Annotated in this window: 13 protein-coding genes; 1 reads left to right on the top strand and 12 read right to left on the bottom strand. The window is 62.9% G+C overall.

Annotated elements, in window-relative coordinates; translation table 11 throughout:
• Positions 1-106 precede the first annotated feature (106 nt).
• Complete coding sequence (locus DDE13_RS15570) at positions 107-745, top strand: hypothetical protein (protein ID WP_111405204.1); 639 nt, start codon at positions 107-109, stop codon at positions 743-745.
• A 167-nt stretch (positions 746-912) separates the two neighbouring features.
• On the opposite strand, the gene DDE13_RS15565 is transcribed toward DDE13_RS15570, so the two are convergent.
• The 12 genes from DDE13_RS15565 to DDE13_RS15515 all read right to left on the bottom strand — a co-directional run bounded on the left by DDE13_RS15565 (position 913) and on the right by DDE13_RS15515 (position 12,273).
• Complete coding sequence (locus DDE13_RS15565; RefSeq protein ID WP_111405203.1) at positions 913-1,641, bottom strand: DUF736 family protein; 729 nt, start codon at positions 1,639-1,641, stop codon at positions 913-915.
• 124 nt (positions 1,642-1,765) lie between these two features.
• Complete coding sequence (locus DDE13_RS15560; protein WP_047997781.1) at positions 1,766-2,068, bottom strand: hypothetical protein; 303 nt, start codon at positions 2,066-2,068, stop codon at positions 1,766-1,768.
• Between the two features lie 100 nt (positions 2,069-2,168).
• A complete protein-coding gene (locus DDE13_RS15555; RefSeq protein WP_111405205.1) occupies positions 2,169-2,630 on the bottom strand; it encodes a DUF6915 family protein in 462 nt (153 codons plus the stop codon).
• 1 nt (position 2,631) lies between these two features.
• Positions 2,632-3,018, bottom strand: a complete 387-nt coding sequence (locus DDE13_RS15550; RefSeq protein WP_111405202.1) for a DUF6878 family protein — start codon at positions 3,016-3,018, stop codon at positions 2,632-2,634.
• A 121-nt stretch (positions 3,019-3,139) separates the two neighbouring features.
• Positions 3,140-7,402: a strawberry notch family protein gene (locus DDE13_RS15545; protein ID WP_111405201.1), complete on the bottom strand. Its 4,263-nt coding sequence runs from the start codon at positions 7,400-7,402 to the stop codon at positions 3,140-3,142.
• A 103-nt stretch (positions 7,403-7,505) separates the two neighbouring features.
• A complete protein-coding gene (locus DDE13_RS15540; RefSeq protein WP_111405200.1) occupies positions 7,506-7,658 on the bottom strand; it encodes an antitoxin PaaA2 family protein in 153 nt (50 codons plus the stop codon).
• Entirely contained in the window at positions 7,648-7,812 is a 165-nt protein-coding gene (locus tag DDE13_RS23240) for a hypothetical protein (RefSeq protein WP_222626118.1), read from the bottom strand. The genes DDE13_RS15540 and DDE13_RS23240 overlap by 11 nt, the downstream gene beginning before the upstream one ends.
• 94 nt (positions 7,813-7,906) lie before the next feature.
• Complete coding sequence (locus DDE13_RS15535; RefSeq protein WP_111405199.1) at positions 7,907-8,425, bottom strand: type II toxin-antitoxin system YhaV family toxin; 519 nt, start codon at positions 8,423-8,425, stop codon at positions 7,907-7,909.
• Positions 8,422-8,748: a type II toxin-antitoxin system PrlF family antitoxin gene (locus tag DDE13_RS15530; protein ID WP_005668772.1), complete on the bottom strand. Its 327-nt coding sequence runs from the start codon at positions 8,746-8,748 to the stop codon at positions 8,422-8,424. Before DDE13_RS15530 ends, DDE13_RS15535 begins: the two co-directional genes overlap by 4 nt.
• A 127-nt stretch (positions 8,749-8,875) precedes the next feature.
• Positions 8,876-9,526: a DUF6927 domain-containing protein gene (locus DDE13_RS15525; RefSeq protein ID WP_111405198.1), complete on the bottom strand. Its 651-nt coding sequence runs from the start codon at positions 9,524-9,526 to the stop codon at positions 8,876-8,878.
• Positions 9,526-10,218 (bottom strand): regulator, encoded by a 693-nt coding sequence (locus DDE13_RS15520; protein ID WP_111405197.1) that lies wholly within the window; start codon positions 10,216-10,218, stop codon positions 9,526-9,528. Before DDE13_RS15520 ends, DDE13_RS15525 begins: the two co-directional genes overlap by 1 nt.
• 72 nt (positions 10,219-10,290) lie before the next feature.
• Positions 10,291-12,273, bottom strand: a complete 1,983-nt coding sequence (locus tag DDE13_RS15515) for a ParB/RepB/Spo0J family partition protein (RefSeq protein ID WP_111405196.1) — start codon at positions 12,271-12,273, stop codon at positions 10,291-10,293.
• Position 12,274: the final 1 nt, after the last annotated feature.

The raw sequence follows: 12,274 nt of genomic DNA, 5'->3' as shown, positions 1-12,274 counted from the left end.
GGCTGAAAACTGTCGCGGCAATCGTCAGAGCGGCCAGCCAGAAGTTTGTTCAGCCTGAACTCATTACACGCCGCTTTTTCAACGCTATGGATATGGTGTGCCGGACATGGCCCGTGCCCGCCGCAGCGCGTCGAACGCACTGTCCCTGATCGTGGAAGACACGATTACGCCTTACGGGATTTCTGAAAAGACCGGGGGTGATGTCCACAACGAAATGAAGCTGTTCGCCCTTCCCTGGCCCGTTGAGGCTTTGCGCGCGCTCGGCAATGCCGATGTCACCTTGCGGGTGGCACTCAGCAGCTTTATCGCTCCGAACCCGTCCGAAGCCTCGCGCGGCGTTCGATATCGTTACGCGTCCCACAATCTACGTTTCCAACTCAATCGCGCTGACGAGAGCGAAGCCCAGTTCCTGGCTCGCATCAGCAAGGCCGCCGAACAGCCTGATGGTCCCGCAAGCGACGAGGATGATCTTTGGGACTACGGTAGCAATCGGCGCCATGTCGGCTCGCTGCATATCGATCAACTGACGTGCAAGGCTTCGGATCTGGCGCGGCGCAACTTGCTGGTTGTTCACCCTGTCACTGGATGGTGGAAATCGAAAAAGCTTCTCGCTGAAGGTTTGCCTTCTGTGCGCTATGCATTGATTGTGGAAATCGATGCGGAAGAGTCGGACACCGAGCTCTATGCCGAGGTTCAAGTTGCTGTTGACGCCTTGATTGCCGCACAAGCGGTTGTACAAGTCTGACTGTATTGGAGACCCCGCGCAGCCCTCCCAATCTAGGCATCGCATCTACATCGGACCGCCACATGAAATGGCAGTTCGATCGCTCTATTGAAACAAACACAGCAAAAGGGGAACCGCGGTCCCACGGCTCCCCTTTGGGTTCAGATCGTCTCCCCCTCGCGTGCCAATTAGGCGACCAGCGAGAGCCCCGCGCCTGCATCCTGCGGCTGCTCACCGCTGTCGATGAACGGGATGATCGAGAAGGTCTGCCCACCGCGCTGTTCTTCGTTCTGCACGGCGTTGACGCGCAGGTCGCCATCGGGCGTGTTGATCAGCAGTGACAGGTAGTCATTGCCCGTGCGGCTGCTTTTGGCCATCCACGCCGAGCCGACGCGGATCGGTGTGCCCCGGGGCGAGCTGACCTCGATCCGGTAATCCGGGTGGGTCTCCTCGGATTTGTAGCTGTTCTCGATCAGCATGAACTCCAGATCGAACATCATGTTGGCGATGTAGCCGGTGAAGGCGTTGTCCGCGTCCATGGCGGTGAGCTCGCCCGAGATCGAGCCGGATTTCATCAGGCCGTTCGAGACCAGCGGGATGATCTCGAATGCGCCGCTCTGGGCCGCGCGCGCCTCTTTCGTCTGCACCGCGTTGACCCGGAACGGGCCGCGGCCGACATCGATCTGCATCGAGATGTAGGGGTTGCCGCTGGTATTGCCGGTCTCGTTCCAGGCCGTGCCGATACGCACCTTGCGGCCTGATTTGTTGACTGCCGTCACGTCGTAATCCGGGCTGCGAGCGGACATCTTGGCCCGTGCCTCGAGCTGGATGGCGATGTCAAAGCGCGTCGAATGGATCATGCCGGTGTACTCGGCGGCTGCGGTCTCGACATTGCGCGTGAGGGTTCCTGCGAACATGGGATGGTTCCTTTTGGATTGGCCGGTGCCTGACGTTTTTGCCAACGCATCCGGGATTGCTTTCTCGACCCCTTGAGGGATCACAAATCAGAAAGCCTGCTTTCCTTTCAGCCCCGCCCACGGGTCAAAGCTGCCGTCCGAGTGGAAATGCCCCCGCGCCTCCGGGTGCTACGCCCCTCCCCTGCCCGTCTGGTCTTGATTGGTTGCCCGGATTTTCTGCGGCGTCCTTCGATTGCGCGACGAAGAACTCCGTTTCTTTTCCGTTCAACCGGTGCCCGCCCCGGTCGGTCAGACCGATGCAGCTACCATTCGGCACATAGGTGATGAGGTACTGACCGAGCCGGTCCTTGTGGACAACGTAGCCGGTATTGGCCCAATGCACGGTCTGGCCGGCATCAACGGCCGCCTTGATTTCATCGAGTGTCATGCGAACCTCCTCAAGAAGAATGGTGGGGAAACGACGCAAGAAGCCCGGTCGTCCGACCGGGCTTCCGTGCGGCATTCGTTTGGCAAACGACCGAGACCTGTCAGGCACCTTGCGTGGCTTGCGTCGCGCGCGCCGCCATCCAATCCTTCAGACCAAGAGCCGTTCTTCCGGCGGCGACCTCGGAGGCCCAGGCAACCCTTGGGTCGCCGCAGGGCTCGGAGCCGGAATACCGGTCGATGTGGCCATTGGCCATCCATGGCTCGGGCTGGATCCGTCGCAGCCAGTCCGCCATGCTCGGGATGCGGCCCTGGCAGTCTTCACGGATATGCTGCTCGCCGATCCAGCGCACGGGGATGTCCCGACCTGCACTGTTGGTCAGGGTCAAGCCGAAGACACGTTCGGCCTCGAACGGGCCTTGGGCATGATGGCGCATGGCTCGGTGCGTGAAGAGCGCGAGGTGCTCTTTCGAGGCGTCAAACCAATCGTGCACAGCCTGATAGTCAGACGGCACCCCGCCGAATTTTCGGGCGGAGCTTTCGGCATGATGAAGCGGATGGGCCATCTCAAAGACCCTCGACATAGCTGTGCGAGCATTCGACATAGCGGTCCGCGTGATCGAGGGTGATGCTGTCGTTGCGCAAGTCCCAGGTCAGCGTGCCATAGCCGCCTTCGTTGTTTTCGAACCCCGGGTGATGGTGGTAGGCGAGCGACCAGGCGAAGTCGCCAACCTCTGTGGCAAGCGGCTCCGGCAGTTGGACCTCTTCTGGCTGCACCGTCACATCCTCGACATTGCCGGAGTCGCCATAGCCTTCGTATTCGGCAGTGACCCCGCTGATGCCAAGCGCACGTAGTTGCGCGAGCAGCTCCGTTCGGGATGCCTTCAAGGTGGTTTCGCGCTCCGCGCGCCACTGAGCCGCCATTGCGGCATTATCGATCTGGGGATTGGTCATGGGTCTGTCCTCTTGTCTGTAATTGGGGGGCCGGGCGTGGCATTGGTCAGCGCGCGGCCGGAAAGCGCAGACCGGTGAAACCCAGATCCGCGACGCCCGGCCCAAAGCCCTCTTTGACTTTTCAGGCGGCTTGTTCTGACGTCATGCTGGCTTCCTGCCCCACGATCCGGGCCAGAATGCTTCCCGTGTCAATCCCGTCCCCATGCGGCAGGAACACCCGCAACTGGAAGGCGATGATCTCGGTGAAGCAGCCGAAGGCCTTGAGGCCGTCGATCATGCCCTTGTCCGCGCCGCCAAGCTCGAGGCGCATCTCGCCTGCGACACGGCGACGGGTCAGAGTCAGACCCCGGCCCAGATCGACAGGCGCGGTGGTGCCGAGGGCGGCGGTCAACATCTCCTGCGGTGTTTGCGGGTTGGACACGAGGAAGCGGGCGCGCAGCGCGGCCGCCCCTTCCTCGCTCAGCGTGCGCCCGATCATGGCGGTCGCCCCATCGGGCGTGACCCGGTAGATGCGCTCATTGGTGGTCGGAATGTCCTTCCAGATCGGCAACAAGAGCCCGGTCAGCAGGTAAAGCTTGGTCGTGGTGGTTTTCGGCAGGGACGCAGCCTCTTCATCCCAAAGCCGTACGAACTCAGGCTTGCCGATCTCTTCCCAGGCCGAGGACTCGAACCGTGCCTCTTCGAGATAGCTCGACCCGTTTGGCCGCACCGCCTTGCGCATCAGCGTGACGATGTCCTCGTCATACATCTGCATGGGCCGCGCCGAGATGAGCGCCGCGCGACCGGAGGCGCGATTGACCATCGGCAGCTTGTCGGGATTGCGCGATATGGCCTCTTCGGCCCCAAGGACGTGGACCGGATCCGTCACCTCGAGCCCGATGATCCGCGTCACCGCGCCGGATTTCGGGCAGGTCCAGAGATCCTCGGTGGAGACCTGTTCGATCCTTTCGCCACGCAGGGTTTCGACGCCGAGATCGAGCGTGCCCGCCGCGCGCGCCCGTTCAGTCTGATCGGCAATCCGGCGCATGAACTCGGCAAAGAGTGCGTTCTGCATGTGGATGGGCAGGGCCAGCACCCGGTTGAGAAACCGCTGGATCGGGGGAAGCTCCTCGAGAAGCACCCCGTCCTTGTCGATCAGCCGCAGGGCCGTCCAGTCGGTGAAGCTCTCGTAGCTCATCGCCTCAGCGCGCCCGGCGGCAAGATCGGCGAAATACCCACGTAGTGCGGCCCGCGCGATCGGGCTTTCGAGATTGTCCTCCTCGCGGAACATGCCTTGCGAGCCGGTCTCGCGCTGACCCTTGGTCAAGGCCCCCAGCTGGTCGAGGCGCTTGGCAATCGTCGAGGTGAAACGCTTCTCGCCATGCACATCGGAGGTGCAGACCCGGAAGAAGGGCGCGCTGACCTGGGCCGAGCGATGCGTGCGGCCGAGCCCCTGGATGGCCGCATCGGCGCGCCAGCCGGGCTCCAACAGGTAGTGCCGCCGCCGTTTCTGGTTCTTCGCCGTTTGCGCTGCGTGATAGGATCGGCCAGTACCGCCTGCATCGGAGAAGATCAGGATATCCTTTTCGCCGTCCATGAAGGCTTCGGTCTCGGACGAATTGCTGCTGGCGGCGCGCTTCTCGATGAAGAGATGACCATCCTCGGCCTTCAAAGGGCGGATGGACCGACCCGTGACCTCTGCGACGGCCTCGTCGCCAAAAGCCCAGAGGATCTGATCGAGCGCCGAAGGGATCGGGGCCAGCGTCATCAACTCCATCATGGCCGCATCGCGCAGGGCAAGCGCTTCGCGGGAGACAACCAGCGCGCCATTGGCGTCGCGCAAGGGTTCAGCCACCATGTTGCCGTCGATCTCGACAAGCTTTTGCGCATGGATCGGGAAGGCCTGTTCGAGGTAGCCCAGAACATAGTCGCGCGGCGTCAAGGCACCCTCGACGAGTTCATCCTCCGGGTCCATCGCCTCAAGCCGACGCTTCAGCAGGCTCTCGCCTGTCGAGACAACCTGGATGACGCAAGCATTGCCTGCCGCCAGATCGTCCGCGATGGCGCGGATGATGGTCGGGGCCTTCATGCCCATCAGCAGATGATTGAAGAAACGCTGCTTCGTGCTCTCGAAACGGGACTTGGCCGAGGCGCGTGCTGCCGAGGCATTGGTCTCTCCCGAGGCATCGTTGACGCCGGTGGCTGTCAAAGCGGCTTCGAGATTGTGGTGGATCGTCCGAAACGCACCCGCATAGGCGTCGTAGATTTCGATCTGGGCCGGGGTCAGCGCGTGTTCGAGCACGTCATACTCCACGCCATCAAAGCTGAGGGCGCGGGCCGTGTAGAGCCCGAGCGTCTTGAGATCACGGGCGACCACTTCCATCGCCGCGACACCGCCCGCCTCCATCGCCGAGACGAAGCTCTCGCGGCTTGGAAATGGGTATTCGGGCCCCTGCCCCCAGAGACCGAGACGCGCGGCATAGGCCAGGTTCGAGACGCTCGTGGCCCCCGTAGCCGAGATGTAGAAGACGCGAGCGCGGGGCGCGGCAAGTTGCAGCCGGAGGCCTGCAAGGCCCTGCTGAGAGGGTTTGACCCCCCTGCCCTGCTCGGACCCGGCCGCGTTCTGCATGGCATGGGCTTCATCAAAAGCCAGCACGCCTTCAAAGTCTTCGCCCATCCAGTCGAGGATCTGGCTGAGCCGCGTGGTGCCGCATTTGCCCGCGGACCGCAGCGTGGCGTAGGTGACGAAGAGGATCCCGTCGCCCATCGGGACGGGCTGGTCCGGTTTCCATTTGGAAAGCGGCTGAATGTCGGCTGGCGAGCCGCCGAGATCGGTCCAGTCGCGGATCGCGTCCTCGATGAGCGTGGCGGATTTGGAGACCCAGATCGCTTTCCTGCGCCCGGCAAGCCAGTTCACAAGGATGAGCCCCGCGCATTCGCGCCCCTTGCCGCAACCGGTGCCGTCGCCGAGGAAATAGCCGAGGCGATAGGCACGTGCGTCTGGATCATCATCGGCGCGCGTCAGCTTGGTCTGGTCCTCGTCGATGGTAAACCGACCGGGCAGATCACGCCCATGGGCATCATGCGCCATGATGATGGTCTCGAGCTGCGCCTCGGAGAGGTCTCCCTCCTCGATCAACCGTGCGGGCAGGCGCAAGTCATCACTGGCCGTGTTTGAGGGCATGGGCGGGGCAACCGAGGCCATGGCGATGCTTTCAACGAGCGGCGTGGGATGTTCCTGCGCACCCGCGATCTCGATCCGTTGCGGGCGGTAGCGCGCATAGATGTCCGACACCGGCGTGTTGTCACGCGGGATATCAAGGCTCGTGAAAACTAGCGGGACAACGGCATTGGCCCGGGGTTTGGAGGCGGCGACAGGCGCAGCGGCGGTCTTGCGCGGGGCAGATGATGGAACGGTCGACTGAGCATGAGGGATCGCTTCAGCCCTTTGGGCGGGGCGCATCTCGGGCCGGGTTGCAGCCACGACGTCGACAAAAGGAAGGGCTTCCTCAAGGTCCTGGACTGTAGCGCGGATCATCTCGCCGTCCTCATGCACCTTGTCGAAGACCATGAGCTGGGTTTCGACAGAGGTGCCGAGCTTGCGATAGACCTGTCCCGGCATCGTCAACGCCAAGCGCGGCGTCAGGAGACCGCAGGCGCGGGACCAATGCGCGGAATCGCGCTCAGATGTGAATCCCGGCGGCATGATCGCCACCAGCCGCCCACCTGGTGCCAGGCGCTTTGCAGCCGCAATGAGATGTTTGGCAGCGATGTGCTTGTCGCGGGAGCGATCGACCGATGAGGCGAAAGGCGGGTTCATCACCACGACGTCGGGTAGAACCGGCGTCTGCAGCAGATCGTCGATATGCTCGCCGTCATGGCCTGTGACCTCGCCGCCAAAGAGCGCCCGCAAAAGGCGCTGGCGAAAGGGGTCGATCTCGTTGAGCAAAAGCGTGGCACCGGCCCGGGCGGCGAAAGCAGCCAGGGCACCGGTGCCGGCCGACGGCTCCAGCACGGTCTCGCCCTTGCGGATCGCCGCGGCCCGCAAGACCAGCGCCGCGAATGGCAGCGGCGTGGAAAACTGCTGCAGCCGGATCTGCTGCTCTGACCGGCGCGTTTCCGTCAGCAGCCGCGAGGCAAGCAGCCTTGCAGCGGCGATATCACCTGCCACGCCGTCCCCACGCAGCAGCACCTGGACAGCCGCGGCCTGCATCAGGTCATATGCCATGCGCCAGTCCCAGGCACCGCCGGCATCGCTGCCATGAAACGTCTCGCGCATGACGCGCGCGAGCGCTGAGCTGCGCAGGGGTTGGTGGTGGATCTCTGTGCCGATGAGCGCTAGCGCAGAGGCGAGATCGGCTTCGGAGATTGCGAGAGCCGGGTTGGCCGTTCTGGGTTTGGACATGGGGATTTTCCTTTGGATCAGGGTCTGAGTTCCAAAGGACAAAAAGCCCGCTTTCGCTTTGCAGGGTGACGGGGGTCAGACCGCGCTGACCTCCAAGGCTTGGTCAGGACTTGGGTTCGACCTCCCGTTTCGCATCAATCAATGCCTGTGCGGCCTGCATCACCTGAACTTGAGATGTTCCCTTGCATTCCTCCTCCAGCGCGGCCTGCACCTTCGCGCGAAACCACGCGTCATACGAATTGACATCAGCCGCCACGGAAATGCTCCTCGAGCCCGATATCCAGCAGCTTGCCGAGGTCATCGGGCATGTCTGCAACGTGCACAGCAATTGGGAAACGGTGCCCCGACAGGTCAGGCGCGCATTGCTCCTCTAGCCCGAGGTGCTGCCTATCCTTTTCCGCCTCAATCATTGTGCTTTCTCCGACCGCATTATCAGCCGATGCTACATCTTCCAGCGGGGCGTCGTAAACGATAATGCCAAAGGGTCACAGCAAGCTGGCCCACTTACCGATCGGGCACCGCTTCAAGGGAAGTTTCGAACCGCTTGCCCGCCGCCGCCGCTTCTTTCAAGAGCGCGTCGAAATTGTCAGGTGGATTGCCATCTTCCAACATCCCTTTGAACGTCGCATAGGCATCCGTCTTGCTGCCGTAGACGCGCAGGGTCTTGTCGTCGTTCACCCAGGCCACCACGATGACCTTCGCATCGCTGTTGAACCGATAGAACAGCCGATACTGCTGGAAGAATTTCGCCCGGAACCAGTGCTTGCGGTGATCGCCGAGTGTGCCGCCTTGCCGGAAGGCGGCGGCACCCGGATCTGCCGGTATGGCCTCGGTGACCAGCTTGAAGATGGCGGCCAGCCGTTTCGTCGGGTTTTTCTTGCGCCAGGTCTTAGGATCGCGTGCCTTACGCGCCTCGACCTCCAGGGTCAGCCCTTCGAGCTGATCCAGAAAGAGCGGATGCGCATAAATCGACCATCCGTTTACGACAAGGGGCGCTTGGGCGGGCACGCTATCGCCGCTCATTCATCCTCGAGCGATAGCGGCGCATCGAGATCGACGTCAACGTCTCCGACCAGTGCTGCAAGACGGTCATGCAAAGCCCCATCGAACGCCCGAATGCGGTCCGGATGCGCCTTGATATCGGCCTCGACAAAATCGAGAAAGGCTCCGAGCACGGGATCTTCCTCGTCGCTGCGCACGGGCTCGATATAGACCCTGCCACTCGGCTCGGTGCAGTAACGAATCTGGTCGCCCTTGCCCAGCTTGAGCTGTTTGCGCACACCCGCCGGCACGGTCGTTTGATACCGATCCGTGAGTTTCGAGACATCTTGTGCGAGGGCTGTCATGGCAGTCTCCTGAAGAAAAGGGTCTTTGCTGCCCGCGATAGGTAATGCACTTGCATTGCCTTGTCAAGACAAGCCGCAGCATCTGCTGTCGCCGGGCAGGCCGATAAACCGTCCGGCGCAGCACCTATTATCGCCCCGCCAGGAACTCCGCCAGCACCGGGCTAGCCGCACCTTTCGCGGAGCTGAGCAACTCCGAGCCCGCAAGCGAGGCCTTCGACAGGCGTACGAGCCCACCAGTTTCCTCGATGCGGTAGCAGCGGCGCTTTTGCCGCCCGCGCCTGTAGTGGGTCGCGGTGACAATCTGGCAGGTACTGCCATCAGTGAGCGTCACAGGTGCTGCGAGCTTGATCTTGTCGCCTTCCTCGTAGTCCGGGATCGCAGCCCAGTCCTGGCAGCGCTGGCGCCAGGCATGAGCATAGCTGTCTAGGTCTTTCAGCTCGGACAGCAGGGCCAATAGGCTCAGTGGCGCGCGGGATTCGACCGGTCCCGCGCTTTCCTCCATGTCCTTGTAGCCCCAGCAGCCGTCATCATATCGGGTAAGGAATACGGCGGCGAAAGTGATGGAGCCATCCGCATCGGTGACATAGGTCGTGTCTTCGACAGGGGTGCCGTCGATATTTGTGACCTTTGCCGCCGCGTACCAAGTCGAACCCACCTTGCAGGCTTTGACCAGTTCCGTCTTGCGCCTTTCGCCCTCGAAGGTGCACAGCCGAGCAATCTCCGCTTTCTCATCCGCGTAGGTCTGGACGCGGCCGTCGGTGTAGAAGAGCCAACCCATCACGCCGCCCTCCGGTCATCGATTTCCATCAGCGCATCGAGCGGCACGCGGTAGGGCTGCATGGCATCGAAATCCTCGCAGCGTTTATGGGAATAAGTCGAAGCACCAATACCCTGCCGCGCTGCGCGCTCTCGGGACATTGGTGCTGCTTCATCCTCTTCGTATTCCCAAAACGCCGAATTGCCGCAGTTCTGCACGATCGCAAAGGTGTCGCAGGCATCCTTCAGGACGACCCGGAAGGTGCCGCCGAGGCCCGAGGGCACCTCGTAGGTCCCGCCGATGAGATAATCCGAGGCCCGGCGCACGAAGACGCGGATGCTGTGGCCATCGGTGGCCAGCCGGATGGCCCCCCGCCCCCGGTCGATGAGAACCTGCACGTCATCCAGGATGTCGGTGTAGAACTGGCCGGTCAGATCGCGAAACGCCATGCGGCGCTGCGCCATCCAGTCGGTATCCCGAAACGGGTTCATGCCGTCGGCGAAGGCGAAAGAGGGATCGGCCTGTTCGGTGGTGACGATTCGGGTGGTCGTGCCATCGATGCCGTTTGAGCGCAGATGCACACCATTGCCGACGATCAGGATCAGGGCGGGCCTGTCCACGGGCCCGTTCCAGTTGGGCAGGAAGGTTTTGCAGGCGCGCGCATGGGCGATCTGCGCCGCAACTGCGGACGCAGAGAACTTGAGAATAGCCATGAGGATGTCTTTCGGTTGGGTGTGGGAGGGTCGACCCGCGCGGGGAATGCCTCGCGCGGGTCGCGTGAGGACTCAGGCCGCTTGCGCGACCTCGCTGCCAGGCTCCGGAGATTCCGCGATGGGCTCCGCCTCATCAAAGGCGACACCGTTGGTCTGCATCATCGGCGGGCACCAGGCGGCCACGGCAGCGCGCTGCGCGTCGGTGAGGGTGGCGAAGGGTTCGGCGAAGAGCTTGTCGCAGAAGGCGACGATCTCCTTCTTGCTCGACGAGGCCAGCGTCACCGCCTCCTGGGTCAGACCCAGATCCTCGCCGAGGATCTTCAGGAGCCAGGCTTTCTTGAAGCGGTTGAAGAGTGCAGCATTCGGCGTCCAGTGGGCGCGGATGTCGGGCATGATCTCGATCTCGAACGCATGCATCAGGTTGTCGCGCTGGCGGTCCCGCGCGAAGCAGGACTGCGTGGTGCTGGCGGTTGCAAAGGCGACGAGCTTGGCCTTCTCCCCTGCCTCCAGCGCGCGAAACGCCGCGAACTGATCGGCGGGCGCGCGGGTGTCATCGAGCCAGGACAGATCAAGCGCATCATGCGCCGCCGCCACCTGCTCGAGCGAGGTCTCGTCGATCTCGTCCATCTTGGCATGGCTGCGGTATTCCTTGCGGGCGTCGACCTTGATCGCCTGCGTAACGCTCATGCCGGTGCCCAGAACGTCGCTCACCAGCTTGAAAAGCGTCAGATCGAGCGTGGCCTCCGGATGCAGCGCCATCGCGGCCCCCAATGCCATGGCCCGCTCGGTCTTGAGGTCCTCGGCCAGCGAGGCTGGATAAGTGATTTCGCCCGGGTCCGGGGCCTCCTCCCCGGTCGGGCTAGCCGAGGAGCCGCGCGCGCCCTCCTCTTTGACGGTGTCTTCCGGGCGGACGAGACCCACATGGAGCGTGACCTGCCCACCCTGCCACGACGCAATCACCCCGGACCGCGCGAGGTCCTCGGCGCTGTAGGCCTCCTGCAGATCGCGGGCTTCCTCTTCCAAGGCGTCCACGCGGTCGTAAAGCGCGTTGTAGGCACCGTCCTCGAGCCCCTCATCCTCCATCTCGAGCTGCAATTTCTCAAGCTCGCCGGTGATCTCATCGATGCGCTTTTGGGTGGTCTCATCCGGCTCGATCGGGCCGGGATAAACGCGGCCGTAGTCGGCCATGGTCGCGTAATCATAGCGCACCATCGCATCGGCCCAAGCAAAGCCCAGCTTTATGCGAGCCTCTTCGGCGGCGGCACCGAGCTTCTCGAGCAGGATGGTTTCGACCAGCGCTGCATCCTCCAGCACGGAATGCTCTTCCAGAAGGTCAGCCGCGACGGCACCGCCCCGCGCCTCGTAGTCTTCGCGCACGAAAGCCCCGATATCATCGCTGACCTGCACGCCGCGGGATTTGAGGGCCTGACGGACGGTATAGGCCTGCAGATAGCCGCCGTCCTTCGTGAGCGCCTCGAAGACCTCGCGCTGCGCCTCCTGGCTCGGGTGCTCGGCGAAGGCCTTCATCGTGTCGAGCGTGATCACCTTGCCCCGGGCCGCGGCGCGGATGTCGGGGTGGATCAGGCCATAGCGCAACCGGCCTTTCACGGCGGCGACGGTCGTGCCGAAGGTCTTTGCGATCGTCTCGGGCGTCTGGCCGTCGACCTCCATCATCCGCGCGAAAGCCTCGAACTCGTCGATGGCATTCATCGGCGCCTGGGTGATGTTCTCGGCGAGCGACAGCGCCGTGGTGACGTCGCACTCCTCAGGGACAAGGCGGCAGTCCACCTTGGTTTTCGCGGTGAACCCCTTTTCGGCCTTGTCCGCGACCAGTTCCTTCAGGGCTGCATGGCGCCGGCCACCGGCGAGGACAGCATATTTGCCGTCAAGCTTCTGGACGAGAAGCGGCTGGAGGAGGCCCAGAATAGCGATACTGGCCTTCAGATGGGCGATGTTCTCGGGGTCATAGGTTTCCGGGGAGTTGCTGCGCACATTGGCGGGGTGGGCGACAAGATCGCCGATGGCGACGGTGAGAGGGTTAAAGCTTGTGGTCATG

The sequence above is a fragment of the Meridianimarinicoccus zhengii genome (assembly GCF_003254465.1).
Classification (GTDB): Bacteria; Pseudomonadota; Alphaproteobacteria; order Rhodobacterales; family Rhodobacteraceae; genus Meridianimarinicoccus; species Meridianimarinicoccus zhengii.
This window is presented reverse-complemented; position numbering and strand designations above follow the sequence as displayed.

Bases quoted from the DNA above. Each gene is read 5' to 3' on its own strand.
- DDE13_RS15570 (WP_111405204.1), top strand. From the start codon at position 107: ATGGCCCGTGCCCGCCGCAGCGCGTCGAACGCACTGTCCCTGATCGTG.
- DDE13_RS15565 (WP_111405203.1), bottom strand. From the start codon at position 1,641: ATGTTCGCAGGAACCCTCACGCGCAATGTCGAGACCGCAGCCGCCGAG.
- DDE13_RS15560 (WP_047997781.1), bottom strand. From the start codon at position 2,068: ATGACACTCGATGAAATCAAGGCGGCCGTTGATGCCGGCCAGACCGTG.
- DDE13_RS15555 (WP_111405205.1), bottom strand. From the start codon at position 2,630: ATGGCCCATCCGCTTCATCATGCCGAAAGCTCCGCCCGAAAATTCGGC.
- DDE13_RS15550 (WP_111405202.1), bottom strand. From the start codon at position 3,018: ATGACCAATCCCCAGATCGATAATGCCGCAATGGCGGCTCAGTGGCGC.
- DDE13_RS15545 (WP_111405201.1), bottom strand. From the start codon at position 7,402: ATGTCCAAACCCAGAACGGCCAACCCGGCTCTCGCAATCTCCGAAGCC.
- DDE13_RS23240 (WP_222626118.1), bottom strand. From the start codon at position 7,812: ATGATTGAGGCGGAAAAGGATAGGCAGCACCTCGGGCTAGAGGAGCAA.
- DDE13_RS15535 (WP_111405199.1), bottom strand. From the start codon at position 8,425: ATGAGCGGCGATAGCGTGCCCGCCCAAGCGCCCCTTGTCGTAAACGGA.
- DDE13_RS15530 (WP_005668772.1), bottom strand. From the start codon at position 8,748: ATGACAGCCCTCGCACAAGATGTCTCGAAACTCACGGATCGGTATCAA.
- DDE13_RS15525 (WP_111405198.1), bottom strand. From the start codon at position 9,526: ATGGGTTGGCTCTTCTACACCGACGGCCGCGTCCAGACCTACGCGGAT.
- DDE13_RS15520 (WP_111405197.1), bottom strand. From the start codon at position 10,218: ATGGCTATTCTCAAGTTCTCTGCGTCCGCAGTTGCGGCGCAGATCGCC.
- DDE13_RS15515 (WP_111405196.1), bottom strand. From the start codon at position 12,273: ATGACCACAAGCTTTAACCCTCTCACCGTCGCCATCGGCGATCTTGTC.